Below are 25,514 nucleotides of genomic sequence, written 5' to 3'. Positions count from 1 at the left end.
GGGCGCGAGGGCGCGCGAAAATGGGATCGGTCGTGCTGCTTGAGCCGATCAATCCTCACATGCTATACTCGAAGGCTAAGTCGTAATCCATATTGCCGTCACGATGTCATAAGACAATCGCGGTTGCAGAGCGTGGATCGCGGCTTGGAACTGAAATAGTCAAGTCGATACGCAAGCCGGCGCACCCAGGGTGTCCGGCGTCCGGAAAGCAAAGAACCGGGCGCAGGATGCGGCAGCCGGCTTAAGACCTAACCCTCGCGGAGAATTTTCATGGCAGTCACGATGCGTCAAATGCTGGAAGCCGGTGTCCACTTCGGTCACCAAACGCGCTTCTGGAACCCGAAGATGGCCCCGTATATCTTCGGTCATCGCAACAAGATTCACATCATCAACCTCGAAAAGACCCTGCCGCTCTACAACGACGCGCTGAAGTACGTGCGCCAGTTGGCAGCGAACCGCGGCACGATTCTTTTCGTCGGCACGAAGCGCCAGTCGCGCGACACGATCGCGCAGGAAGCAGCGCGCGCCGGTATGCCTTTCGTCAACGCCCGCTGGCTCGGCGGCATGATGACCAACTTCAAGACGCTGAAGGTGTCGATCAAGCGCCTGAAGGACATGGAAGCGGCGCTGGAATCGGGTGAAACCGAGCGCATGAGCAAGAAGGAAGCGCTTCTGTTCGAACGCGAAATGGTCAAGCTGCAAAAGTCGATCGGCGGCGTGAAGGACATGGGCGGCATTCCGGACGCGATGTTCGTCATCGACGTCGGCTACCACAAGATTGCTGTCACCGAAGCGAAGAAGCTCGGCATTCCGGTCATCGCCGTGGTCGACACGAACCACTCGCCGGAAGGCATCGACTACGTGATCCCGGGTAACGACGACGCGTCGAAGGCCGTCGCGCTGTACGCCCAAGGCGTGGCCGACGCGATCCTCGAAGGCCGCGCGAACGCGGTGAACGACGTGGTCCAGGCTGTGCGCAACGGCGAAGGCGACGAGTTCGTCGAGGTCAACGCAGAGGCGTAATCGAGCCCTGTGGCCGACAAAAAAGGGGGCTTTGCGAAAGGCCCCTTTTTTTTAGTCGGCGCGATAGAAATGCCAATTTTCCTGCCGTGGGCGCGTGGTAAAGCCGGCGGCACGTATCAAACAGACTCAAGGAGCGAATGATGGCGGCAATTACCGCAAGCATGGTGGCAGAACTGCGCGCGAAGACCGACGCGCCGATGATGGAATGCAAGAAGGCGCTGACGGAAGCCGACGGCGACCTGGCTCGCGCGGAAGAACTGCTGCGCGTGAAGCTCGGCAACAAGGCGAGCAAGGCGGCATCCCGCGTGACGGCTGAAGGCATCGTGACGGCGCACGTCGAAGGCGGCGTGGGCGCGCTCGTCGAACTGAACTGCGAAACCGACTTCGTCGCGAAGAACGACGATTTCCTGGCCTTCGGCAAGACGATCGCTGAACTCGTGGCGAAGCAGAATCCGGCCGACGTCGCGGCACTCTCGGCGCTGCCGCTCGAAAGCTCGACCGTCGACGCCGTGCGCCTCGCGCTCGTCGGCAAGATCGGCGAAAACCTGTCGATCCGCCGTTTCGTGCGTTTCGAGTCGGCCAACAAGGTCGCGTCGTACCTGCACGGCACGCGCATCGGCGTGCTGGTCGAGTTCACGGGCGCCGACGAGCAAGTCGGCAAGGACGTGGCCATGCACGTCGCCGCGATGAAGCCGGTTTCGCTGTCGTCGGACGAAGTGCCGGCTGACCTGATCGCGAAGGAGCGCAGCATCGCCGAGCAGAAGGCCGCCGAGTCGGGCAAGCCGGCTGAGATCGTCGCGAAGATGGTCGACGGCGCGATCCAGAAGTACCTGAAGGAAGTGTCGCTGCTCAACCAGCCGTTCGTGAAGAACGACAAGCAGACGATCGAACAGATGCTCAAGGCAGCCAGCGCATCGGTGCAGAAGTTCGCACTGTTCGTGGTCGGCGAGGGCATCGAGAAGAAGCAGGACGACTTCGCGGCCGAAGTGGCGGCGCAAGTCGCGGCGGCCAAGCAGTCCTAAGGCGCGACGCTCGCTAAGGCTCGCTTAAGGCGCGTGTGCTGAGATAGCGCGGCCACGCGTCAAGCCCGCAGTACCGCGGCGGAATGTCCCGCCGCAAGAATTCGGCGATCCGGTTCGCACATGCAGCGGGCGCGGTAGACTAGGGAAAACCCTGATCTACCGCGCCCGCCGCCCGATTCGGCCCGCTTGCAGTAAGTAATGTTTCACCCCTACAGTTCTACGTTGTTGCAACCCTCCTCGGCGCGATCGGAAACTCATATGCCCACAGCCTACAAACGCGTACTCCTCAAACTCTCCGGCGAAGCCCTGATGGGCGACGATGCCTTTGGCATCAATCGCGCAACGATCGAAAGGATGGTGGCGGATGTCGCGGAGGTGGTGCGGTTGGGAACGCAACTGGCCGTCGTGATCGGCGGCGGCAACATTTTCCGCGGTGTCGCGGGCGGCGCGGCCGGCATGGACCGCGCAACCGCTGACTACATGGGCATGCTCGCCACCATGATGAACGCGCTCGCGCTGCAGGACGCCATGCGCCACGCGGGCATCGAAGCTCGCGTGCAGTCGGCGCTGCGCATGGATCAGGTGGTCGAGCCGTACATCCGGCCCCGCGCGATCCGTCAGCTGGAAGAGGGCAAGGTCGTGATCTTCGCGGCCGGCACGGGCAACCCGTTCTTCACCACGGACACGGCGGCTGCGCTGCGCGGCTCGGAAATCGGCGCCGAAGTGGTGCTGAAGGCGACGAAGGTCGATGGCGTATACTCCGCCGACCCGAAGAAGGATCCGCACGCGACGCGCTACAGCACGATCAGCTTCGACGAGGCGATCGGCAAGAATCTTCAGGTGATGGACGCCACCGCGTTCGCCCTGTGCCGCGATCAGAAGCTGCCGATCCGCGTGTTCTCGATCACGAAGCCGGGCGCATTGAAGCGCATCGTGCAGGGCGACGACGAAGGGACGCTCGTCCACGTGTAAACTCTCGCGATATCGGGCGCCGCGCCGTGGGCGGGAAGCCTCGCGCGAGAATGCGCCGCTATCGCCGGTAAAACTTAGGTTTGGAGGTTCAAAATGAGTGTGGCTGACATCAAAAAAGGCGTCGACCAGAAGATGCAGCGGTCGATCGAAGCGTTCAAGGCCGATCTCGCCAAGATTCGTACGGGCCGCGCACACACGGGATTGCTCGACCATATTCAGGTCGACTACTACGGTTCGAACGTGCCCATCTCCCAGGTGGCGAACATGACGCTCGTCGACGCCCGCACGATCGGCGTGCAGCCGTGGGAAAAGAAGATGGTCGCTGTCGTCGAGAAGGCGATCCGTGAATCGGATCTCGGCCTGAACCCGGCCACGCAAGGCGACCTGATCCGCGTGCCGATGCCCGCGCTGACCGAAGAACGCCGCCGCGAACTCACGAAGGTCGTGAAGAGCGAAGGCGAAACCGCCAAGGTCGCCGTGCGCAATCTGCGCCGCGACGCGAACGATCAACTGAAGAAACTCGTGAAGGACAAGGAGATTTCGGAAGACGACGAGCGCCGCGCAAGCGACGAAGTGCAGAAGTTCACCGACAAATTCGTCGCTGAAATCGACAAGCTGGTTCAGACCAAAGAATCCGAAATCATGACGGTGTGAGGCCGTAGAGACGGTCTTGCCAGCCTCGGACGTTCATGCTCCGGGCTGGCTCTCACTTCTTCAGATTCCCAGATTCAGCGGCCATGACCTATACCAGCTCCACCGTTACCGTGCCCGATGTCGCGGCTGTCCCGCGTCACGTCGCGATCATCATGGACGGCAATGGCCGATGGGCGACCGAGCGGCGTCTGCCGCGCGTCGCCGGTCATACGCGTGGCGTCGATGCGGTCCGCGCGACCGTCGAAAGCTGCGCGCGGCGCGGCGTCGAATTCGTCACGCTGTTCGCGTTCAGTTCCGAGAACTGGCGCCGTCCGACCGACGAAGTGTCCTTCCTGATGCGCCTTTTCGTGACCGCGCTCGAGCGCGAGATCGGCAAGCTGCACGCGAACGGCATCCGTCTGCGTGTCGTCGGCGACATTTCCATGTTCGACGACCGCATCCGCGCGCTCATTCAACGCGCCGAAACCAAGACGGCCCGCAACACGCGCCTCACGCTGACCATCGCCGCCAACTACGGCGGGCGCTGGGACATCATGCAGGCGACGAAGAAGCTCATCGCCGAGTCGCTGGAGGCGGGCGCGCCCGCGCGCGTGGACGACGAATCGTTCGCCGAGCATCTCGCGATGGCCTACGCGCCGGAGCCCGATCTCTTCATTCGCACGGGCGGCGAGCAGCGCATCAGCAACTTCCTGCTGTGGCAGCTCGCTTACACCGAGTTCTATTTCACCGACATCTATTGGCCCGACTTCGACGCCGCCGCCCTGGATCGCGCGATCGCGTCCTACGGCGACCGCGAACGGCGCTTCGGGCGCACGAGCGCGCAACTCGCTTCCCAATCGCAGAAGGCCGACACCCTTTCATGCTAAGAACCCGTGTCATCACGGCAATCGTCCTGCTCGCCGTACTCGTACCGGTCACGCTGTTTGCGCCGATCGGCGCGTTCGGGGCGCTCATCGGATTCGTCGTCGTGTGCGCGGCCTGGGAATGGGGGCGGCTCCTCAAGTTGAACGGGGCGGGGCCGGTCGCTTACGCGCTTGTTGCGGGGCTCGCGCTGGTTTTCAGCACGTTTCTCGGCATCAAATCGACGCCGCTCTATCAGATGGCCGGGATTTTCTGGGTGCTGGCGGGCCCTTACGCGTTGTTGCGCAAGCCGGCGCTGGCCGCCCACGCGTGGCGCGCGTTCCTGCTTTTCGCCGGCATCGTCGTGTTTCTGGCCTGCTGGCACGCCGTCGTCGACGCGCGCACGCGAGGCGTGGCGTTCGTGCTATCGCTTCTGCTAGTAGTCTGGCTGGCTGATATAGGCGCATACTTCGCCGGCAAAGCGCTCGGCCGCCACAAACTCGCCCCGTCGATCAGCCCGGGTAAGACCTGGGAGGGCGCCGTCGGCGGGTGGCTCGCCGTCATCGTCATCGGCGCACTCGCTGCCGCCACCGGCTTTTATGCGCCCACCGTATTCACGGCTTTCGTCGGGCATCTCGGCTGGGATCGCTCGTTCGTCGCGCTTTCCGTGCTGGTCGCGTTCAGCGTCGTCGGCGACCTGTTCGAGTCGCTGCTCAAACGCCAGGCGGGCGTCAAGGACTCGAGCGGGCTCCTGCCGGGCCACGGCGGCGTCCTCGACCGCATCGACGCATTGTTGCCTGTATTGCCGATCGCATTGCTTATGCTTGGCTAATCGGCTAGAGAAGAATTTATGCAAAAACGTCTCACATTGCTCGGCTCCACGGGCTCGATCGGCGACAGCACGCTCGACGTCGTGGCGCGGCATCCGGACCGTTTCTCGGTCTACGCGCTCACCGCTCATCGCAACGGCGACAAGCTCGTCGCCCAGTGTCTGAAATTCCAGCCCGAAGTGGCGGTCGTCGGCGACGCCGAAACGGCCGCGCGCGTCGCGGCTGCGTTGCGCACGCAAGGTTGCAAGACCGAAGTGACGCACGGCCCCGAAGCGCTCGTCGACGTCGCTCGGGCGGCACAGTGCGACACGGTGGTCGCGGCCATCGTCGGCGCGGCGGGCCTGGCGCCCACGCTCGCGGCCGCGCGCGCCGGCAAGCGCATCCTGCTCGCGAACAAAGAAGCGCTCGTGATGTCGGGCCAGATTTTCATGGACGCGGTGCGCGACAACGGCGCAATCCTGCTGCCGGTCGACAGCGAGCACAACGCCGTGTTCCAGTGCCTGCCGCCCTGCGCGGACAAGGAAGCGAAACTGCACGGCGGCGTCTCGAAGATCATCCTGACGGCCTCCGGCGGCCCGTTCCGCACCCGCGAACCCGCAACGCTCGTGAACGTCACGCCCGAAGAGGCCGTGAAGCATCCGAACTGGGCGATGGGCCGGAAGATTTCCGTCGATTCCGCGACGATGATGAACAAGGGCCTCGAAGTCATCGAGGCGCACTGGCTGTTCGATCTGCCCGGTTCGCGCATCGAGGTGCTGATTCATCCTCAGAGCGTGATCCATTCGATGGTCTCCTACGCCGACGGCTCGGTGCTCGCGCAGCTCGGCAATCCCGATATGCGCACGCCGATCGCGCACGCACTGGCGTATCCTGATCGTGTCGATTCGGGCGTCGCGCCGCTGGATCTGGCGCAGATCGCGTCGCTTTCGTTCGAAAAGCCCGACTTTGCGCGCTTCCCGTGCCTTGCGCTGGCCATCGCCGCGCTGGAAGCGGGCGGCAACGCGAGCGCGGCGCTGAACGCGGCGAACGAAATCGCCGTGGAAGCGTTCCTCGAGCGGCGCATCGGCTTCATGGCGATCGGCGGTGTGGTCGACCGCGTGCTCAACACGCTGCCGAACACGAGCGCGTCGACCCTGGACCATGTCCTCGCCGCGGATGCCGACGCGCGTCGTCTCGCCTCCCGTTTCGTCGCAGAGCTCACCGCGAGCGCGCCAGGCGCCGAACCCATCGCCCATTGAGGCCGTCATGAACTTTTTGACCGAAATCGTCGCCTTCGTCGTCGCGATAGGCGTACTCGTCGTCGTCCACGAATTCGGTCACTACAGCGTCGCGCGGCTGTGCGGCGTGAAAGTGCTGCGCTTCTCGGTCGGCTTCGGCAAGCCGCTCGTGCAGTGGGTCAACAAGAAGACGGGCGTCGAGTGGACGATCGCCGCGCTGCCGCTCGGCGGCTACGTGAAGATGCTCGATGAGCGCGAGATCGATCCCGAGAGCGGCGCCAGAATTCCCGCCGAAGATCTGCCGCGCGCGTTCAATCGCCAGAACGTGGGCAAGCGCATCGCGATCGTCGCGGCGGGGCCGATTGCGAATTTCCTGCTCGCGATCGTGCTGTTTTCCGCGGTGTTCGCGGCCGGCGTCACCGAGCCCGCCGCGATCGTCTCGCAACCCGCGCCCGATACGGCAGCGGCACGCGCGGGCTTCGAAGGCGGCGAGACGATTCTCTCGATGCGCGACGCGCAAGGCGGCGAAACGCATTCGATCCGCTCCTGGTCCGATCTGCGCTGGAAACTGCTCGACGCCTCGTTCGATCATCGCCGCGTCGTGCTGACGGCGAAAACCCACGAAGGCACCTTCGACTTTCCGGTGACGGTCGCGGGCATCACCGACGAGCAGGCCGATCAGGACTTCATGGACAAGCTCGGCTTCGCGCCGGGCGGCGGCACGTTGACGGTCGCGGGTGTCGAGGCGGGCAGCGCGGCGCAGAAGAGCGGGCTGAAGGCGGGCGACATGCTGCGTGCGATCGATGGCCGCAGCGTCGACAACGCGACGAGTTTCATCGACTACGTGAAGGCGCACGCCGGCAAGCCGGTGACACTCGTGGTCGAGCGCAACGGCAAACGGGATTCGGTGCAGATCGTGCCGGACCTGAAGCGCGATGCATCGACGGGCAAGGATATCGGCCGAATCGGCGCGGCGCTCGCGAATCAGCTGCCGACGGTCGACGTGCGTTACGGCCCGCTCGAAAGCCTGCGCCTCGGCGTGAATCGCACGTGGGACATCAGCATGTACTCGCTGCGCATGTTCGGGCGCATGATCACGGGCGAGGCTTCGCTCAAGAATCTCTCGGGGCCGGTCACGATTGCCGACTACGCCGGCAAGAGCGCGAGACTCGGCGCGACGGCGTTTATTTCGTTTCTCGCGCTGGTCAGCATCAGCCTCGGAGTGTTGAACTTGTTACCGATTCCGGTATTGGACGGTGGGCATCTGTTATATTATTTGGTTGAGGCTGTTACCGGCAAGGCAGTATCCGATCGCTGGCAGCTGGTTCTGCAAAGGGCGGGCCTGGTCTGCATCGTCGCGCTGTCGATGATCGCACTGTTCAATGACCTCGCTCGTCTGATTCGTTTTTGATCCACTTTGACAATTTCTGGCGGCGTCTTTCGAGCGACCGCCGGAACGAATGCAGCTTTAAATACTGGGGAAGCACGTTGTTCAAACCTCATCGCTTTGTTCCTAAGACGGCTGTGGCCGCGGCGCTCGCCGCAACGGGTATGGCGGCGCACGCCACCACGCCGTTCGTCGTGCAGGATATTCGGATCGACGGTCTCCAACGCATCGAGCCGGGCTCCGTGTTCGCTTATCTGCCGATCAAGCAAGGCGACACCTTCACCGACGACAAGGCCTCCGAAGCGATTCGCGCGCTCTACGCGACGGGCTTCTTCAACGACGTTCAGATCGCCACGGAAGGCAACGTGGTGATCGTTCAGGTGCAGGAGCGCCCGGCCATCTCGGCCATCGACTTTGCAGGCCTGCACGAGTTCGACAAGGACAACCTGACGAAGGCGCTGCGCTCGGTCGGTCTGTCGCAAGGCCGCTCGTACGACAAGTCGCTCGTCGACAAGGCGGAGCAGGAGCTCAAGCGCCAGTACCTGACGCGCGGTTACTACGCGGCGGAAGTCACGACCACGGTGACGCCGGTCGACCGCAATCGCGTGCAGATTCTGTTCTCGGTCGCGGAAGGTCCGAGCGCGAAGATCCGCCAGATCAACTTCGTTGGCAACAAGGCGTTCAGCTCGGGCACGCTGCTCGGCGAAATGCAGCTCTCCACGCCGAACTGGTTCTCGTGGTACACGAAGAGCGATCTCTACGCGAAGGAAAAGCTCACGGGCGATCTCGAGAACGTGCGCTCGTACTACCTGAACCGCGGTTACCTCGAGTTCGCGATCGACTCCACGCAGGTGTCGATCTCGCCGGACAAGAAGGACATGTATCTGACGATCGCCGTGCATGAAGGCGAGCCGTACAAGATCAGCAGCATCACGCTCTCGGGCAATCTGCTCGACCGTCAGGCCGAGCTCAACAAGCTCATCAAGATCAAACCGGGCGAGCGTTTCTCGGCCGAAAAACTGCAATCCACGACCAAGGCGATCGTCGACAAGCTCGGCGAATACGGTTACGCGTTCGCGCAGGTCAATGCGCAGCCGCAGATCGATCAGGCGAACCACACCGTGGCGCTCACGCTGCAGGTCGATCCGAGCCGCCGCGTGTATGTGCGGCGCGTGAACATCGTTGGCAATACGCGCACGCGCGACGAAGTGGTGCGCCGCGAAATGCGCCAGCTCGAGAGCTCGTGGTTCGATTCGAGCCGCCTCGCGCTGTCGAAGGACCGTATCAACCGTCTCGGCTACTTCACCGATGTGGACGTCACGACCACGCCCGTGGAAGGCACGAACGACCAGGTCGACGTCGACGTGAAGGTCGCGGAAAAGCCGACCGGCGCGATCACGCTGGGCGCGGGCTTCTCCTCGACGGACAAGGTGGTGCTCTCGGCAGGCGTCTCGCAGGACAACGTGTTCGGTTCCGGCACGAGTCTCGCGGTCAACGTGAACACCGCAAAGACCTACCGCACGCTGACCGTGACGCAGGTCGATCCGTACTTCACGATCGACGGCATCAAGCGCATCACGGACGCTTACTACCGCACGTACGAGCCGCTGTATTACTCGACGGATTCGAGCTTCAAGATCGTGACGATGGGTGCGGACACCAAGTTCGGCATTCCGTTCTCCGAGCAGGACACGGTGTTCTTCGGCGTCGGCGCCGAACAGAACACGATGGACGTGGACAGCAACACGCCGGCTTCGTACCAGAAGTACGTTCAGGACTTCGGCCGCGTCGTGAACAACTACCCGCTGACGGCAGGCTGGTCGCGCGACAATCGCGACAGCGCGCTGGTGCCGAGCCGCGGCTATTACATCCAGTCGAACGCGGAATACGGCACGCCGCTCGGCAACACGACGTACGCCAAGTTCGACGCGCAGTTCCAGTACTACTACTCGTTCGCGCGCGGCTTCGTGCTCGGCTTCAACCTGCAGGGCGGCTACGGCAAGGGTCTGCAAGGGCAGACGTACCCGATCTTCAAGAACTACTACGCGGGTGGTATCGGTTCGGTGCGCGGTTACTCGCCGAGCTCGCTGGGTCCGCGCGATTCGAAGACCAACGACCCAATCGGCGGCTCGCGCATGGCCGTGGGTAACATCGAACTGACGTTCCCGCTGCCGGGTACGGGTTACGACCGCACGCTGCGCGTCTTCACCTTCCTCGATGCCGGTAACGTCTGGGGCGATCCGAACCAGGGCGGCACGAGCAGCGGTGCGAACGGTCTGCGCTACGGCTACGGTGTGGGTCTCGCGTGGATCTCGCCGATCGGCCCGCTCAAGCTGAGCCTCGGTTTCCCGCTGCAGAAGCATGAAGGCGACCAGTATCAGAAGTTCCAGTTCCAGATCGGTACGGCCTTCTAATGGCATGCCGGCAGGCGCGGACTTCATTTTTTCGACGTAACGTGAGGAACACTTTGGGAACCGGTAAGCATTCGAAACATATGGCGCTGGCGCTTGCGTTGTCGATGGTTCTCGGCCTGGGCACGGCAATGTCCGCCAGTGCTCAGGAAGCGCGCATCGCGGCCGTCAATTCGGACCGCATCCTGCGCGAATCGGCGGCGGCGAAAGCCGCTCAGTCGAAGCTCGAGCAGGAATTCTCCAAGCGTGACAAGGCGCTGCAGGACATGGCGCAGCGCCTGAAGGCGATGTCGGACAACATCGACAAGAACGGTGCGTCGATGTCGCCGGCCGACCGCGCGGCCCGTCAGCGCGATCTCTCGCAGCTCGACGCGGATTTCCAGCGCAAGCAGCGCGAATTCCGCGAGGATCTGAACCAGCGCCGTAACGAGGAACTCGCGGCCGTGCTGGACCGTGCGAACAAGGTGATCAAGCAGATCGCCGAGCAGCAGCACTATGACCTGATCGTGCAGGAAGCGGTGTACGTAAGTCCGCGCATCGACATCACGGACCAGGTGCTGAAGGCGCTGGCGGCGGGTGCAACGGGCACGGGTTCGCTGACGAACCCGAACTGACGAGAGGACTGAGACGAGATGGCATCAGGCATGGCGATCACCCTCGGCGATCTGGTGAAACGCTTCGGCGGCGAGGTGGTCGGCGACGGCGCGCACGCGGTCGGAAGTCTCGCGCCGCTCGACAAGGCGGGCCCCGCGCAACTCGCGTTTCTCGCGAATCAGAAGTATCTGCCGCAGGTCGAGACGACGCGCGCCGGCGCGGTGCTGATTTCACCGGCCGACCTGGAGAAGGTGGCCAACCGCGCGGGCAGTAACTTCATCGTCACGCCGAATCCCTACGCTTATTTCGCACGCGTGGCCCAGGCGTTCATCGACCTGGCGACGCCTAAAGCGAAGCCCGGCGTGCATCCGAGCGCTTATGTCGATCCCGATGCGAAGGTTGCGGCCAGCGCCGTGATCGGACCGCACGTGACCGTGGAAGCGGGCGCGGTCGTCGGCGAACGCGTGAAGCTGGATGCGGGCGTGGTCGTCGGCCGGGGCGTGATGCTCAGCGACGACGTGCATCTGTATCCCAACGTCACCGTCTATCATGGCTGCAAGCTCGGCGCGCGCGTGATCGTGCACGCGGGCGCGGTCATCGGCGCGGACGGTTTCGGCTTTGCGCCGGATTTCGCCGGCGAAGGCGACGCACGCACCGGAAGCTGGGTGAAGATTCCGCAGGTCGGCGCGGTGGATATCGCCGACGACGTGGAAATCGGCGCGAACACGACGATCGATCGCGGCGCGATGGCGGATACCGTCATCGAGGAATGCGTGAAGATCGACAACCTCGTGCAGATCGGCCACAACTGCCGCATCGGCGCGTACACGGTGATTGCCGGCTGTGCGGGCATCGCGGGCAGCACGAACATTGGCAAGCATTGCATGATCGGCGGCGCGGTGGGCATCGCGGGCCACGTGACGCTGGCGGATTATGTGATCGTCACGGCGCAATCGGGCGTGTCGAAGTCGCTTCTGAAGCCCGGCATGTATACGAGCGCGTTTCCGGCCGTGCCGCATGCGGACTGGAACAAGAGCGCGGCGATCATGCGCAATCTGGACAAGATGCGCGAGCGCATCAAGGCGCTGGAAACCGCGCTCGTTGATGCAGGCAAGCGCGACGAGACGAGCGGCGGCGCATAAGCCGGGCTCGTTCGAGCGAAGAACGAACCACGAGCAAGAGCGGGCCTGTACGAGCCGCCGAAGCGAGAACGCAATCCCGGGCGGGCGTCCGATACGGCCCGCCATCCCATTTCCGCGCCCGACGCGCGCGTGAGCAGAACGACCATGAGCACAGAAAAAATCAATCTCGACATCCACAAGATCCTCACGCTGCTGCCGCATCGCTATCCGATCCTGCTCGTGGACCGGGTGCTCGAACTCGAGCCGCACAAGAGCATCAAAGCGTTGAAGAACGTGACGATCAACGAGCCGTACTTCCAGGGTCACTTCCCGACGCGTCCGGTCATGCCGGGCGTGCTGATCCTCGAAGCGCTGGCGCAGACGGCCGCGCTCCTGACCTTCGCGGAAGAGCCGCACGATCCGACCAACACGCTCTACTACTTCGTCGGCATCGACGGGGCGCGCTTCAAGCGCGTGGTGGAGCCGGGCGATCAGCTGATTCTGAACGTCACGTTCGAGCGGTACATGCGGGGCATCTGGAAATTCAAGGCGCGTGCCGAAGTGGACGGCGCGATCGCCGCCGAAGCCGAGCTCATGTGTACCGTCAAGAGCACCGACGCCTGAGCGCGTTGGCGTTCAACCCGCGTTCAACGTAACGAGCAGCACGAACAGCATAGGCGAAAAGCGCATGAGCAAGATTCACCCAACCGCGATCATCGAGCCGGGCGCCCAGCTCGACGAGTCCGTCGAAATCGGGCCGTATGCGATCGTCGGTTCGCACGTCGTGATCGGCGCGGGCACGACCGTCGGCTCGCACAGCGTGATCGAAGGCCACACGACGATCGGCCGCGACAATCGCATCGGCCATTACGCGTCGATCGGCGGCCGTCCGCAGGACATGAAGTACCAAGGCGAGCCGACGCGTCTCGAGATCGGCGACCGCAACACCATCCGCGAATTCACGACCTTGCACACGGGTACCGTGCAGGATCAGGGCCTGACGTCCATCGGCAGCGACTGCTGGATCATGGCGTACGTGCACGTCGGCCACGATTGCCGGCTGGGCGACAACGTCATCATGTCGAGCAATGCGCAACTGGCCGGACACGTGATCGTCGGCGACCATGCGATCGTCGGCGGCATGTCGGGCGTGCATCAGTTCGTGCGCATCGGCGCGCATTCCATGCTGGGCGGCGCATCGGCGCTCGTGCAGGACGTGCCGCCCTTCGTGATCGCGGCGGGCAACAAGGCCGAGCCGCACGGCATCAATGTCGAAGGGCTGCGCCGCCGCGGTTTCACGCCCGACGCCATTTCGGCGTTGCGTTCGGCGTATCGCATCGTCTACAAGAGCGGTCTGTCGCTCGAAGAGGCGAAGCTGCAGCTGAAGGAACTGAGCACGGCAGGCGGCGAGGGCGATGCGCCCGTCAAGGCATTCTCCGATTTCATCGCGGCGTCGCAGCGCGGCATCATCCGCTAGACCCGCTGTCCGATGACCCTGATCACCAATCCGCCACGCCTCGCGATGGTCGCGGGCGAGCCGTCTGGCGACCTGCTCGCGGCATCGCTGCTCAAGGGCCTCAGGCAGACCCTTCCCGAAGGCACGCGTTATAGCGGCATCGGCGGTCCGCGCATGACGGCCGAGGGCTTCGAAGCGCACTGGCCGATGGACAAGCTGACCGTGCGCGGCTACGTCGAAGCGCTGAAGCATATTCCCGAGATTCTCGGCATCCGCAACGAGATCAAGCGTCAGTTGCTGGCCGAGCCGCCCTCGGTGTTCATCGGCGTGGACGCGCCCGATTTCAACTTCGGTCTCGAACAGCCCCTGCGCGAAGCGGGCATTCCGACCGTGCATTTCGTCTGCCCGTCGATCTGGGCGTGGCGCGGCGGCCGCATCAAGAAGATCGTGAAAGCGGTCGATCACATGCTGTGCGTGTTTCCGTTCGAAACGGCGCTGCTGGCGAAGTCGGGCGTGGCGGCGAGCTACGTCGGCCATCCGCTCGCCGACGACATTCCGCTCGAACCGGACGTGATGGGCGCGCGGCGCGAACTCGGCATCGCGGAAGGCGGGCCGGTGATCGCCGTGCTGCCGGGCAGCCGCCGCTCGGAAATTTCGCTGATCGGTCCGACCTTTTTCGACGCGATGGAACTGATGCAGCTTCGCGAGCCCAGCGTGCGCTTTCTCGTGCCCGCGGCGAACCCGGCGTTGCGCGAGTTGCTGCAGCCGCTCGTCGACGCGCATCCGAATCTGTCGCTGACGATCACCGATGGCCGCGCGCAAACCGCGATGACCGCCGCCGACGCGATCCTCGTAAAAAGCGGCACGGTGACGCTCGAAGCAGCATTGCTCAAGAAGCCGATGGTCATCTCGTACAAGGTGCCCTGGCTGACGGGGCAGATCATGAAGCGGCAGGGTTATCTGCCGTATGTCGGTTTGCCGAACATTCTGGCGGGGCGTTTTGTCGTGCCGGAAATCCTCCAGCATTTCGCGACGCCCGAAGCGCTCGCCGACGCGACGCTGAAACAGTTGAACGACGACGCCAACCGCCGTACCCTGACGGAAATCTTCACCGACATGCACATCGCGCTGCGCCAGAATACGGCGCAAAAGGCCGCCGAGGCCGTGGCGCGGGTGCTTGACACGCGGAGGCCGCGGTAATGGCCGCTAGACCATCGGCTCAGGCAGGACTCGACTTCAGCTCGCCGTTCGACATCATCTGTGGCGTCGACGAGGCGGGGCGCGGTCCGCTGGCCGGTCCGGTCGTGGCGGCGGCTGTGATCTTCGATCCCGCGAAGCCGCGCATCAACGGTCTCGACGATTCGAAGGCGCTGACCGCGAAAAGGCGCGAGGAGTTGTACGAGAAGATCGTCGATCGTGCGCTCGCGTTTTGCATCGCGTCGGCGAGCGTCGAGGAAATCGACACCATCAATATCCTGCACGCGAGCATGCTGGCGATGAAACGCGCGGTGGAAGGCCTGTCGGTCGCGCCGACGCTCGTGAAAGTCGATGGCAACCGCTGCCCGGTGCTCTCCATCCGCAGCGAAGCCGTGATCGGCGGCGACGCGCTCATCAAGCAGATTTCGGCGGCGTCGATTCTCGCGAAGGTCACGCGCGATCGCATGCTGGTCGATCTGCATGAACTCTTCCCGATGTACGGCTTCGCCACGCATTCCGGTTACGGCACGCCTCAGCATCTGAAGGCGCTGCGCGAACATGGACCGTGTGAGCATCATCGGCGTTCGTTCGCGCCGGTGCGCGAGGCGCATGTCCTGTTCGGCTCGGTGTTGCCCGAAGTCGCGCCGGAAGTGCTTCAGGTTGCCGCGACGCTCGAAGACGATCCCGGCGCGCTCGCGTTCTGAGCAGCATCCAATTCAACGTGAAATCCATCACTTCGCGGGACAACCCGCTCTACAAGCGCATCAAGGCGCTCGCCGGTTCGACCGCGCAGCAGCGCAGAAGCGGCCACGCGCTGCTCGAAGGGCTGCATCTGGCGTCGGCGTATCTCGATGCAGCGGGGCAGCCGGAAACCTGTGTCGTCACCGAAGGCGCGCTCACGCATGAAGAAGCGCGCGAAATCGTCGCGCGCATCGAGGAAAAGCGGGTCGTCGTATTGCCGGACGCGCTGTTCGGGCAGCTTTCTAGCGTCGTGCATGGCGTGGGCATGCTTTTGCTCGTCGAGAAGATCGACGCCGAACTGCCCGCGCGCGTCGCCGAAACCTGCGTGATTCTCGACGGCGTCCAGGATGCCGGCAATGTCGGCTCGATCCTGCGCAGCGCGGCGGCCGCGGGCATCGCGCGTGTTTTCTGCGCGCCGGGGACGGCGTACGCGTGGTCGTCGAAAGTGCTGCGCTCGGGTATGGGCGCGCATTTTCTGCTGGACATTTTCGAAGACGTCGAGCCGACGAATCTGATCGCGCGGCTCGATGCGCCTGTGACCATCACGGATTCGCACGGCGCGGTCGCGCTCTACGACTGCGATCTGTCGGGTGCGCTGGCCTGGGTGTTTGGGAACGAAGGGGCGGGCGTGTCGCAAATCTGGCGCGACGCGGTGACGCATCGCGTGACAATTCCGCAGCCGGGCGGCATGGAATCGCTGAACGTGGCGGCCGCGGCGGCAATCTGTCTTTTCGAGCAGTGCCGCCAGCAGCGCTGAGCGCCGTCAATAGTAGGAAGGCCGCTCCGGCTTGACTTCCTGCAGGATCGTCGTCGCGATTTCCTCGATCGACTTGTGCGTCGACGAAAGCCACTTGATGCCTTCGCGCTTCATCATCATTTCCGCTTCGTTGATCTCGTAGCGGCAGTTTTCGAGCGCCGCGTACTTGCTGCCCGGCCGGCGCTCGTTGCGGATTTCGGCGAGCCGCTGCGGATCGATCGACAAACCGAACATCTTCGTCCGATGCTCGAGCAGCGGCGTGGGCAGCTTGCCGCGCTCGAAGTCCTCGGGAATCAGCGGATAGTTCGCCGCCTTCACGCCGTATTGCATCGCGAGATAAAGACTCGTCGGCGTTTTGCCGCTGCGCGATACGCCGACGAGAATGACATCGGCGTCGGCGAGATTGCGGTTGGACTGGCCGTCGTCGTGCGCGAGCGAGAAGTTGATCGCCTCGATGCGGTTCTTGTATTCCTCGGTATCGGCGTTCTGGTGCACGCGGCCCATTGCGTGCGTCGACTTCAGTTCCAGTTCGTGTTCGAGCGGCTCGATGAAGGTCTGGAACATGTCGAGCACGAGCGCGTTGCAGCCTTTGACGACTTCATTCGACGCGCTGTCGACGAGCGTCGTGAACACGATCGGCCGGCGGCCATCGAGCTCCACGACCTCGTTGATCTTTTCGACGGTCGCGTAGGCCTTGTCGATCGAATCGACGAACGGCACGCGCACGAGCCGGAATTTTTGGTCGAACTGGGCGAGGATCGAATGCGCGAAGGTTTCGGCAGTGATCCCGGTCCCGTCGGAAACGATGAATACGGAAGGCGGCATCGGCGAAAAGAGGGAACGAGTTGTAGCGAAGGTGCTCGAACGCTGACAGCCGCAGCGCGAAAGCACGGACGCCGGAAAAACCTGTGTTAAGGTAGCTGACCGCTGGCGGGCAGCAGTCGACCCGAAGTGGACCGAGCCTGAATGCCTGGGTGTGGGTAGGCCCACGATCAGGCGCGAAAGACCTCGGTTTTGCCGTAGAACGACTGCCCCGCCGAAAACAATTTTGAAATGCGGCAAGGTAGAATAGCGGCAACCTGTTCGATAAGCAATTGCGGAGAAATTGAATCGGATTTTCGTCAAATCGCGGTCGTTTCGTGGCTTTTCGTTACATAGATCCACGTTTTCGAGCAGATTTCAGACGTGTCCCGCTTCTTTTTTGACGTGCCCCGGTTCTCGCGGGCGCGGCTTCCCCGATGATTTATCAAACAGGTTGTACGAGATGCGCCGGCGCTTCCAATGAGCGCCCGCGCATGTGAGCCCACTCGTGCGATCGTGAATTCCATCCACCTTAGGGGCTTGTATGACTAACGCAGTCAATGTTGCGAAAGATGTCGCAAAGGATCAGGCGTATGTAGTTCCATTCGAGCAGTTGCGAATGACCGACGTGGAAATCGTCGGTGGCAAGAATGCGTCGCTCGGCGAAATGATCAGCCAGCTTTCCGAAGCCGGCGTTCGTGTGCCGACGGGCTTTGCCACGACCGCGCTCGCATTCCGCGACTTCCTCCAGCACAACGATCTCACGGATCGCATCGCCAAGCGTCTCGAGACGCTCGACGTCGACGACGTGAAGGCGCTGGCCGAGTGCGGCAAGGAAATCCGCCAGTGGATCGTCGACGCGCCGATGCAACCGCGTCTCGAAGACGAAATCCGCCGCGGTTTCGAGGTGCTCCAGAGCAGCTCGCCCGAAGAGCTTTCGTTCGCCGTGCGCTCGTCCGCGACCGCCGAGGACTTGCCCGACGCATCGTTCGCGGGCCAGCAGGAGAGCTATCTGAACGTGGTCGGCATCGAGGACGTCCTCGATCGCATGAAGCACGTGTTCGCGTCGCTCTATAACGACCGCGCCATTTCCTATCGCGTCCACAAGGGCTTCACGCATGCTGAAGTCGCGTTGTCGGCGGGTGTGCAGCGCATGGTCCGCTCGGACGTCGGCGCGGCGGGCGTGATGTTCACCATCGACACGGAATCGGGCTTCAAGGAAACCGTGTTCATTACGTCGAGCTACGGTCTCGGTGAAACCGTCGTGCAGGGCGCGGTGAATCCGGACGAGTTCCACGTCTTCAAGACCACGCTCGAACAGGGCAAGTATCCGATCATCCGCCGCTCCATCGGCTCCAAGCTCATCAAGATGGAATTCACGAAGCCGGGCGAGCCGGGCCGCGTGAAGACCGTCGACGTGCCGCACGAGCAGCGCAACCGTTTCTCGATCACCGACGAAGACGTGATCGAGCTGGCGAAGTACGCGGTGATCATCGAGAAGCACTATCAGCGTCCGATGGACATCGAGTGGGGCAAGGACGGCCGCGACGGCAAGCTGTTCATTCTCCAGGCGCGTCCGGAGACCGTGAAGAGCCAGGCGTCCGGCAAGGCCGAGATGCGCTTCAAGCTGAAGGGCCAGTCGAACGTGCTGGCGACCGGCCGCGCGATCGGCCAGAAGATCGGCGCGGGTCCGGTGCGCGTGATCCACGATCCGTCGGAAATGGAACGCGTGCAGCCGGGCGACGTGCTCGTCGCCGACATGACCGATCCGAACTGGGAACCGGTGATGAAGCGCGCATCGGCGATCGTGACGAATCGCGGAGGCCGTACCTGCCACGCGGCGATCATCGCGCGTGAGCTGGGTGTGCCGGCGGTCGTCGGCTGCGGCGACGCTACGGACATCCTGAAGGACGGCGCGCTGGTCACGGTTTCTTGCGCGGAAGGCGACGAAGGCAAGATCTACGACGGCCTGCTCGAAACCGAAGTGACCGAAGTGCAGCGTGGCGAACTGCCGAAGATTCCGGTCAAGATCATGATGAACGTCGGCAATCCGCAACTCGCGTTCGACTTCGCGCAGTTGCCGAACGCGGGCGTCGGTCTGGCGCGACTGGAATTCATCATCAACAACAACATCGGCGTGCATCCGAAGGCGATTCTGGAGTACCCGAACGTCGACGCCGATCTGAAGAAAGCGGTCGAGAGCGTCGCGCGCGGTCACGCGTCGCCGCGCGCGTTCTACGTCGACAAGCTGACGGAAGGCATCGCCACGATTGCGGCGGCGTTCTATCCGAAGCCCGTCATCGTGCGTCTGTCGGACTTCAAGTCGAACGAGTACAAGAAGCTGATCGGCGGTTCGCGCTACGAGCCGGACGAAGAAAATCCGATGCTCGGTTTCCGTGGCGCGTCGCGCTACATCGCGGAAGACTTCGCCGAGGCGTTCCACATGGAATGCATCGCGCTGAAGAAGGTGCGCGAGGAAATGGGTCTGGACAACGTGCAGATCATGGTGCCGTTCGTGCGTACGCTGAAGCAGGCGGATCGCGTGGTCGAACTGCTGAAGAAGTTCGGCCTCGAGCGCGGCAAGAACGACCTCAAGCTCGTGATGATGTGCGAGGTGCCGTCCAATGCGATTCTCGCCGAGCAGTTCCTGGAGCGCTTCGACGGCTTCTCGATCGGCTCGAACGACCTGACGCAACTGACGCTCGGCCTGGACCGCGATTCCGGCATGGAGCTGCTCGCAGCGGACTTCGACGAGCGCGACGAGGCGGTGCAATTCATGTTGAAGCGCGCCATCGAGACGTGTCTGAGGCTGAACAAGTACGTCGGCATTTGCGGTCAGGGTCCGTCGGACCATCCGGACCTTGCCGAGTGGCTCGCGAAGCAGGGCATCGAGTCGATGTCGCTCAATCCGGACACGATCATCGCCACGTGGCAGCAACTCGCTAAGACATTGTCAAAATGAGTTGATGACGCACCTTTCCACTTGCTTTCGGATTGGTGCAGCGTGATATAAAAAACACCCCGGACCTCTCCGGGGTGTTTTCGTTTGGAGACCGATGATGGAAACGGGCGGGCTGATCTGGTGGGTCGCGGCGGGCGCGCTGATCGTCGCGGAGTTGTTTACCGGCACGTTCTATCTGCTCATGATCGCGATCGGCATGATCGCGGGTGGCGTCGCCTTCGTGCTCGGCGCGATGCCGCATGTCCAGATGGGCGCGGCTGCGGTTATCGCGCTGATTGCGGTGGCGGTGCTGCGGCGTTCGCGCTTCGGCAACTGGAAGCGGCGCAATGATGCATCACACGATACCGCCGTGAATCTCGACATCGGCGCGACGCTGGAAGTCGATCAATGGCGCGACGGTCACGCGCGCGCCATGTATCGCGGCGCGCAGTGGGATGTGGAACTTGCGCCCGGCGAAAGCGAAGGCGCACGGCTCTATCGCATCACGGCGCTCGACGGCAATCGGCTGATCGTCGCGGCTAAACGCTAGTCTTATAAGGAGAAAAATAATGTCTATGTACTTTGCCCTTATCGTGCTCGTCATCGCGATCGTGATCGTGACGAAAACGGTCAAGATCGTTCCGCAGCAGCACGCCTGGGTGCTGGAGCGGCTCGGCCGCTATCACGCGACGCTCACGCCGGGGCTGAATATCGTGCTGCCGTTCATCGACCGGATCGCCTACAAGCATGTGCTCAAGGAGATTCCGCTCGAAGTGCCGAGCCAGGTCTGTATCACGCGCGACAACACGCAGCTTCAGGTCGACGGCGTGCTGTACTTCCAGGTCACCGACGCGATGAAAGCCTCGTACGGATCGAGCAATTTCGTGTTCGCGATCACGCAGTTGTCGCAGACTACGCTGCGTTCGGTCATCGGCAAGCTGGAGCTGGACAAAACGTTCGAGGAGCGCGACTTCATCAACCAGAGCATCGTCAATGCGCTCGACGAAGCCGCGTCGAACTGGGGCGTGAAGGTGCTGCGCTACGAGATCAAGGATCTCACGCCGCCGAAGGAAATCCTCCACGCGATGCAGGCGCAGATCACCGCCGAGCGGGAGAAGCGCGCGTTGATCGCCGCGTCGGAAGGACGCAGGCAGGAGCAGATCAATCTGGCGTCGGGCGCGCGCGAGGCGGCGATCCAGAAGTCGGAAGGCGAACGGCAGGCGGCGATCAATCAGGCGCAGGGCGCAGCCGCCGCGATTCTCGCGGTGGCGGAAGCGAACGCGCAGGCCATCGAGAAAATCGGCGCCGCGATCCAGACGACGGGCGGCATGGAAGCCGTGAATCTGAAGGTCGCGGAGCAGTATGTCGGCGCGTTCGGCAATCTTGCGAAGCAGGGCAACACGCTGATCGTGCCGGGCAACATGTCCGACATGAGCACGATGATCGCGTCGGCGCTCGCGATCGTGAAGGGCGAGGGCGGCGGCCTCATCAAGAAGAGCTGAAGCAAAACGGGGCGCTAAAGAGCGCCCCGTTTCGATTGACGGCTCTCCGCGCACGGCTCAGTGCGAAGCCGAGCGCATCAGCCGCGCGCGCTCGCGTTCCCAGTCGCGCTTCTTTTCGGTCTCGCGCTTGTCGTGCAGCTTCTTGCCCTTCGCAAGGCCGATTTCGCATTTCACGCGGCCGTCCTTGTAATGGAAGTTGAGCGGCACGAGCGTATGCCCGCGCTGCTCGACCTTGCCGATGAGCTTGTCGATCTGGTCGCGATGCAGCAGCAGCTTGCGCGTGCGCACCGGATCCAGATTGGCGAATTTCGATGCTTCGGGCAGCGGGCTGATGTGCGTGCCGATCAGAAACAGTTCGCCGTTCTTGATCACGACGTAGCCTTCCTTGATCTGCCCGCGGCCTGCACGCAGCGCCTTGACTTCCCAGCCCTCGAGCACGAGACCCGCTTCGTAGCGCTCTTCGACGAAGTAATCGAAGAAGGCTTTTCTGTTGTCGATGATGCTCATGAATGGAAAGTGCCCAACTCGTTTAAAATCCTGATTTTAGCAGCGCGCCGGCTTACGTTCGAACCGATGCCTCGTTCTCTTGCGCGTTGCCGCCCAATTCAGCCACCGCTGCGCCCTATATGGCAGACGTCCAGAAAACCGTATTGATCCGCCATTCAGCGGAAGAAATGTTCGACCTCGTCACCGATGTCGCCGACTACCCCAATTTCCTGCCCTGGTGCGGCGGCGTCGAAATCGGCCGCCAGGACGAAAACGGCATGGAAGCCAAGATCGACATCAGCTTCAAGGGTATCAAGCAGCATTTCGCGACGCGCAACGTGCAAAAGCGTCCGACCAATATCGATATGGAGTTCCTGAGCGGCCCTTTCAAGAAGTTCACCGGTTATTGGCGCTTCACGCCGCTGCGCGCGGATGCCTGCAAGATCGAATTCGCGCTGCACTACGAATTCTCGAACGTGATTCTCGAGAAGCTCATCGGGCCGGTGTTCAGCCATATCGCCAATACCTTCGTCGATTCCTTCGTGAAGCGCGCGGACCAGCGCTACGGCAAGCCATGATGCATATCGACGTGTGCTACGGCCTGCCCGATGGCGCGTTCCTGAAGCGCGTCGATCTGCGCGAGGGCGCGACGGTGCGTGATGCGATCGAAGCGAGCGGCGTGCTGCTCGCGCATCGGGACATCGATCTGACGACGCAGAAGGTCGGCGTGTTCGGCAAGCCGAGGCCGCTCGACGCGGTGCTCGCCGACTTCGACCGCGTGGAGATTTACCGGCCGCTGAAGGTGGATCCGAAGGCCGCGCGCCAGCGGCGCGTCGACAAGGCGCGCAAGGCGGGTTCCATCGAAGGGCGCAAGTGGCAGTCGAAGGATTCGCGCTGAAGCGCGTTCAGTGCGCGGGCGCTTCCTTCGCCGCGGCGGGCGCCGGCTCCAGCGTATGCTGCCTGACCGACCAGATCACGCCGACGAGCAGCAGCACGATGGCGAGCACTTCGGGCGTGCGCGGCCAGCGGTCGTCGTAGACGAAGGCGTAGAGCAGGGCGAAGAGCGTCTCGAACACGATCATCTGGCCGGACAGCGTGAGCGGCAGGCGCTTGGCCGCCGCATTCCACAGCATGTTGCCGAGCCACGAGCCGCCCGTCGCGAGCGCAAAACACACGATCCAGAATAAGTGCCAGCGCGACGCCGGCAGGCTCGCCTGCACAGTGCCCGCGGGCAGCATCCAGACGATCGCGCCGAGCGCGACACCGAGCAGGCCCGTCACGATGCCCCACAGCACGGACCACTCGTTGCCGTCGAAGTGACGATTCGATTGCAGATAGCGCGCGTTGACGACCGCGTACCACGTCCACGACGCGAGCGCACCCAGCGCGCAACCTAGACCGGCGAGGCGCGTGAGCACGCTCGTCGCGTGTTCGCCGCCGCCGGGCGAGAGCACGTCGCTGAACACGTCGAGATTGATGCAGGCGATGCCCGCCAGCACGAGGGACAGCGGCCCGATGAGCCGCCTGAGGTCGACCGCGCCGTGATCGCGCCGGCCGGCGAGCGTGACGGTGACGGGCAAAATCCCGACGATCAGCGACGAAGGCGCGACGCCCACGAGCTGCACCGCGCTCGCGAGGAGCATGTAGTAGAGCAGGTTGCCGACCAGGGCGAGCTTCACGAGCGCGATGAAATCGGCGCGCGTGAGCTTCGCCGCGAGCCGCCGCGCGAACGGAAGCGCAACCGCGAGCGACACGGCGCCGTACATCAGATAGCGTCCGACGGAGAGCGTCAGCGGCGAAAAATCCGGCAAAAGCCGTGGCGCGAGAAAGATGAAGCCCCAGATCGCTCCCGCCGCCATTCCGTACATCACACCGCGCTGCATTGCCCGTCTCCTGCTGTAATTTCAACTGACGGCGCGAAGCGTAGCATGCGGCCCCGGGCGCCCGTCTTGTCGAAAACTGCAACCGGCGGCACGCCCGGCAGGCGGGCGCGAGCGGTCCGGAATTTGCGGCCGAATGGCCTAAGCTGCTGTTCGGGCAGTGAAAATGCAGGGAACTATCGGTATAATCTGCTTTTGCGCCCATAGGATTTGCCATGCGTCTGATCCAGAAAGCACTCACGTTCGATGACGTGCTCCTCGTGCCCGCCTTCTCCAGCGTTCTCCCGCGCGACACCAGTCTGAAATCCCAGCTGACTCGCAATATTTCCCTGAACATGCCTCTCGTGTCCGCCGCCATGGACACGGTCACCGAAGGCCGGCTCGCCATCGCGATGGCGCAGATGGGCGGCATCGGTATCGTCCACAAGAATCTCACCGCCAAGGAACAGGCCCGCGAAGTCGCGAAAGTGAAGCGCTTCGAGTCGGGCGTCGTGCGCGATCCGATCACGGTTCCGCCGCAAATGCGCGTGCGCGACGTGATCGCGCTCACGCAGCAGCACGGCATTTCGGGCTTCCCGGTGGTCGAGGGCGCGCAACTGATCGGCATCGTCACCAATCGCGACCTGCGCTTCGAAGAGCGGCTGGACGAGCCGGTGCGCAACATCATGACGCCGCGCGAACGCCTCGTGACGGTCAAGGAAGGCACGTCGCTCGCCGAGGCGAAGGCGCTGATGCACGGCCATCGTCTGGAACGCGTGCTCGTCGTGAACGACGCATTCGAGCTGCGCGGCCTGATGACGGTGAAGGACATCACCAAGCAGACCGAAAATCCCGATGCCTGCAAGGACGAAGACGGCAAGCTGCGTGTGGGCGCGGCGGTGGGCGTCGGTCCGGACAATGAAGAGCGCGTCGAACTGCTCGCGCAGGCGGGCGTCGACGTGATCGTCGTCGACACGGCGCACGGCCACAGCCAGGGCGTGCTCGAACGCGTGCGCTGGGTCAAGCAGAACTACCCGCACGTGCAGGTTATCGGCGGCAATATCGCGACGGCGGCAGCGGCCAAGTCGCTCGTCGAGTACGGGGCGGACGCGGTCAAGGTCGGCATCGGCCCGGGTTCGATCTGCACGACGCGGATCGTCGCGGGCGTGGGCGTGCCGCAGATCACGGCGATCGCCAACGTCTCGGAAGCGTTGCGCGGCACGGGCGTGCCGGTGATCGCGGACGGCGGCGTGCGCTTCTCGGGCGATGTCTCGAAGGCCCTCGCGGCGGGCGCCAATGTCGTCATGATGGGCAGCATGCTCGCGGGCACCGAAGAATCGCCGGGCGACGTCTTCCTGTACCAGGGCCGTCAGTACAAGTCGTACCGCGGCATGGGCTCGGTCGGCGCGATGAAGGACGGCGCGGCGGACCGCTACTTCCAGGACAACTCGGCGAACATCGACAAGCTCGTGCCGGAAGGCATCGAAGGCCGCGTGGCCTACAAGGGCTCGGTCAACGCCATCCTGTTCCAGATCGTCGGCGGCGTGCGCGCGAGCATGGGTTACTGCGGCTGCCGCACCATCGCGGAGATGCACGAGAAGGCGGAATTCGTCCAGATCACGGCGGCCGGCATGCGCGAATCGCACGTGCACGACGTGCAGATCACGAAGGAAGCGCCCAACTATCACGTCGACTAATCGAGC

At 63.4% G+C, this 25,514-nt stretch carries 25 protein-coding genes; 22 read left to right on the top strand and 3 right to left on the bottom strand.

What is annotated here, in order from left to right; translation table 11 throughout:
* Positions 1-270: 270 nt before the first annotated feature.
* From rpsB to AWB76_RS12800, 16 genes are all read left to right on the top strand, one after another.
* Positions 271-1,023 carry a 30S ribosomal protein S2 gene (rpsB, locus tag AWB76_RS12875; protein ID WP_008350088.1) on the top strand — a complete coding sequence of 251 codons (753 nt, stop codon included), beginning with the start codon at positions 271-273 and terminating at the stop codon, positions 1,021-1,023.
* A 140-nt stretch (positions 1,024-1,163) separates the two neighbouring features.
* A complete protein-coding gene (gene tsf / locus AWB76_RS12870) occupies positions 1,164-2,045 on the top strand; it encodes a translation elongation factor Ts (protein WP_061160507.1) in 882 nt (293 codons plus the stop codon).
* 258 nt (positions 2,046-2,303) lie between these two features.
* Positions 2,304-3,017: a UMP kinase gene (gene pyrH / locus AWB76_RS12865; protein WP_061160506.1), complete on the top strand. Its 714-nt coding sequence runs from the start codon at positions 2,304-2,306 to the stop codon at positions 3,015-3,017.
* Positions 3,018-3,110: 93 nt separating this feature from the next.
* Positions 3,111-3,671 carry a ribosome recycling factor gene (frr, locus tag AWB76_RS12860; protein WP_061160505.1) on the top strand — a complete coding sequence of 187 codons (561 nt, stop codon included), beginning with the start codon at positions 3,111-3,113 and terminating at the stop codon, positions 3,669-3,671.
* Positions 3,672-3,754: 83 nt separating this feature from the next.
* A complete protein-coding gene (gene uppS, locus AWB76_RS12855; protein ID WP_061160504.1) occupies positions 3,755-4,537 on the top strand; it encodes a polyprenyl diphosphate synthase in 783 nt (260 codons plus the stop codon).
* The gene (locus AWB76_RS12850) at positions 4,531-5,343 is read left to right on the top strand and encodes a phosphatidate cytidylyltransferase (RefSeq protein WP_061160503.1); all 813 of its coding nucleotides are present in this window, start codon (positions 4,531-4,533) and stop codon (positions 5,341-5,343) included. Before uppS ends, AWB76_RS12850 begins: the two co-directional genes overlap by 7 nt.
* 18 nt (positions 5,344-5,361) lie before the next feature.
* The gene (locus AWB76_RS12845; protein ID WP_061160502.1) at positions 5,362-6,579 is read left to right on the top strand and encodes a 1-deoxy-D-xylulose-5-phosphate reductoisomerase; all 1,218 of its coding nucleotides are present in this window, start codon (positions 5,362-5,364) and stop codon (positions 6,577-6,579) included.
* 7 nt (positions 6,580-6,586) lie between these two features.
* On the top strand, positions 6,587-7,969 hold the full coding sequence (gene rseP, locus AWB76_RS12840; RefSeq protein ID WP_061160501.1) for an RIP metalloprotease RseP: 1,383 nt from the start codon (positions 6,587-6,589) through the stop codon (positions 7,967-7,969).
* A gap of 77 nt (positions 7,970-8,046) precedes the next feature.
* Positions 8,047-10,359 (top strand): outer membrane protein assembly factor BamA, encoded by a 2,313-nt coding sequence (gene bamA, locus AWB76_RS12835; RefSeq protein WP_061160500.1) that lies wholly within the window; start codon positions 8,047-8,049, stop codon positions 10,357-10,359.
* 80 nt (positions 10,360-10,439) lie between these two features.
* Positions 10,440-10,970, top strand: coding sequence for an OmpH/Skp family outer membrane protein (locus tag AWB76_RS12830; protein WP_061160499.1), 531 nt, complete (start codon positions 10,440-10,442; stop codon positions 10,968-10,970).
* Between the two features lie 30 nt (positions 10,971-11,000).
* Positions 11,001-12,092 carry a UDP-3-O-(3-hydroxymyristoyl)glucosamine N-acyltransferase gene (lpxD, locus tag AWB76_RS12825; protein WP_061160498.1) on the top strand — a complete coding sequence of 364 codons (1,092 nt, stop codon included), beginning with the start codon at positions 11,001-11,003 and terminating at the stop codon, positions 12,090-12,092.
* A 144-nt stretch (positions 12,093-12,236) separates the two neighbouring features.
* Positions 12,237-12,695 carry a 3-hydroxyacyl-ACP dehydratase FabZ gene (fabZ, locus tag AWB76_RS12820; protein WP_061160497.1) on the top strand — a complete coding sequence of 153 codons (459 nt, stop codon included), beginning with the start codon at positions 12,237-12,239 and terminating at the stop codon, positions 12,693-12,695.
* Positions 12,696-12,759: 64 nt separating this feature from the next.
* A complete protein-coding gene (gene lpxA, locus AWB76_RS12815; RefSeq protein WP_061160496.1) occupies positions 12,760-13,548 on the top strand; it encodes an acyl-ACP--UDP-N-acetylglucosamine O-acyltransferase in 789 nt (262 codons plus the stop codon).
* A 12-nt stretch (positions 13,549-13,560) separates the two neighbouring features.
* Complete coding sequence (gene lpxB, locus AWB76_RS12810) at positions 13,561-14,727, top strand: lipid-A-disaccharide synthase (protein ID WP_061160495.1); 1,167 nt, start codon at positions 13,561-13,563, stop codon at positions 14,725-14,727.
* Entirely contained in the window at positions 14,727-15,428 is a 702-nt protein-coding gene (gene rnhB, locus AWB76_RS12805; RefSeq protein WP_061160494.1) for a ribonuclease HII, read from the top strand. The genes lpxB and rnhB overlap by 1 nt, the downstream gene beginning before the upstream one ends.
* Before the next feature lie 17 nt (positions 15,429-15,445).
* Positions 15,446-16,222 (top strand): TrmH family RNA methyltransferase, encoded by a 777-nt coding sequence (locus AWB76_RS12800; RefSeq protein WP_061160493.1) that lies wholly within the window; start codon positions 15,446-15,448, stop codon positions 16,220-16,222.
* A gap of 6 nt (positions 16,223-16,228) precedes the next feature.
* Here the strand turns inward: AWB76_RS12800 and ppsR are convergent, their stop codons facing one another.
* Positions 16,229-17,047 carry a posphoenolpyruvate synthetase regulatory kinase/phosphorylase PpsR gene (gene ppsR / locus AWB76_RS12795; protein WP_061160492.1) on the bottom strand — a complete coding sequence of 273 codons (819 nt, stop codon included), beginning with the start codon at positions 17,045-17,047 and terminating at the stop codon, positions 16,229-16,231.
* Positions 17,048-17,567: 520 nt separating this feature from the next.
* Here ppsR and ppsA point away from each other — a divergent pair.
* The 3 genes from ppsA to AWB76_RS12780 all read left to right on the top strand — a co-directional run bounded on the left by ppsA (position 17,568) and on the right by AWB76_RS12780 (position 21,466).
* A complete protein-coding gene (ppsA, locus tag AWB76_RS12790) occupies positions 17,568-19,985 on the top strand; it encodes a phosphoenolpyruvate synthase (protein ID WP_061160491.1) in 2,418 nt (805 codons plus the stop codon).
* A 97-nt stretch (positions 19,986-20,082) separates the two neighbouring features.
* On the top strand, positions 20,083-20,514 hold the full coding sequence (locus tag AWB76_RS12785) for an NfeD family protein (protein WP_061160490.1): 432 nt from the start codon (positions 20,083-20,085) through the stop codon (positions 20,512-20,514).
* Between the two features lie 25 nt (positions 20,515-20,539).
* A complete protein-coding gene (locus tag AWB76_RS12780; protein ID WP_074171340.1) occupies positions 20,540-21,466 on the top strand; it encodes an SPFH domain-containing protein in 927 nt (308 codons plus the stop codon).
* Between the two features lie 57 nt (positions 21,467-21,523).
* Here AWB76_RS12780 and smpB read toward each other — a convergent pair whose 3' ends face one another.
* Positions 21,524-21,973 (bottom strand): SsrA-binding protein SmpB, encoded by a 450-nt coding sequence (smpB, locus tag AWB76_RS12775; protein ID WP_061160488.1) that lies wholly within the window; start codon positions 21,971-21,973, stop codon positions 21,524-21,526.
* 119 nt (positions 21,974-22,092) lie between these two features.
* Here smpB and AWB76_RS12770 point away from each other — a divergent pair, with 119 nt between their 5' ends.
* Both AWB76_RS12770 and AWB76_RS12765 read left to right on the top strand, forming a co-directional pair.
* Positions 22,093-22,530, top strand: a complete 438-nt coding sequence (locus tag AWB76_RS12770) for a type II toxin-antitoxin system RatA family toxin (RefSeq protein WP_061160487.1) — start codon at positions 22,093-22,095, stop codon at positions 22,528-22,530.
* Positions 22,527-22,850 carry an RnfH family protein gene (locus AWB76_RS12765; protein ID WP_061160486.1) on the top strand — a complete coding sequence of 108 codons (324 nt, stop codon included), beginning with the start codon at positions 22,527-22,529 and terminating at the stop codon, positions 22,848-22,850. Before AWB76_RS12770 ends, AWB76_RS12765 begins: the two co-directional genes overlap by 4 nt.
* 7 nt (positions 22,851-22,857) lie before the next feature.
* On the opposite strand, the gene AWB76_RS12760 is transcribed toward AWB76_RS12765, so the two are convergent.
* A complete protein-coding gene (locus AWB76_RS12760; RefSeq protein ID WP_061160485.1) occupies positions 22,858-23,835 on the bottom strand; it encodes a DMT family transporter in 978 nt (325 codons plus the stop codon).
* Between the two features lie 212 nt (positions 23,836-24,047).
* On the opposite strand from AWB76_RS12760, the gene guaB reads away from it, so the two are divergent.
* The gene (gene guaB / locus AWB76_RS12755; RefSeq protein WP_061160484.1) at positions 24,048-25,508 is read left to right on the top strand and encodes an IMP dehydrogenase; all 1,461 of its coding nucleotides are present in this window, start codon (positions 24,048-24,050) and stop codon (positions 25,506-25,508) included.
* The last annotated feature ends 6 nt before the right edge of the window (positions 25,509-25,514 follow it).

Source organism: Caballeronia temeraria (assembly GCF_001544795.2).
Lineage (GTDB): Bacteria > Pseudomonadota > Gammaproteobacteria > Burkholderiales > Burkholderiaceae > Caballeronia > Caballeronia temeraria.
The sequence above is the reverse complement of the archived record's forward strand: the minus strand, read 5'-3'. Positions and strand labels throughout refer to the sequence as shown.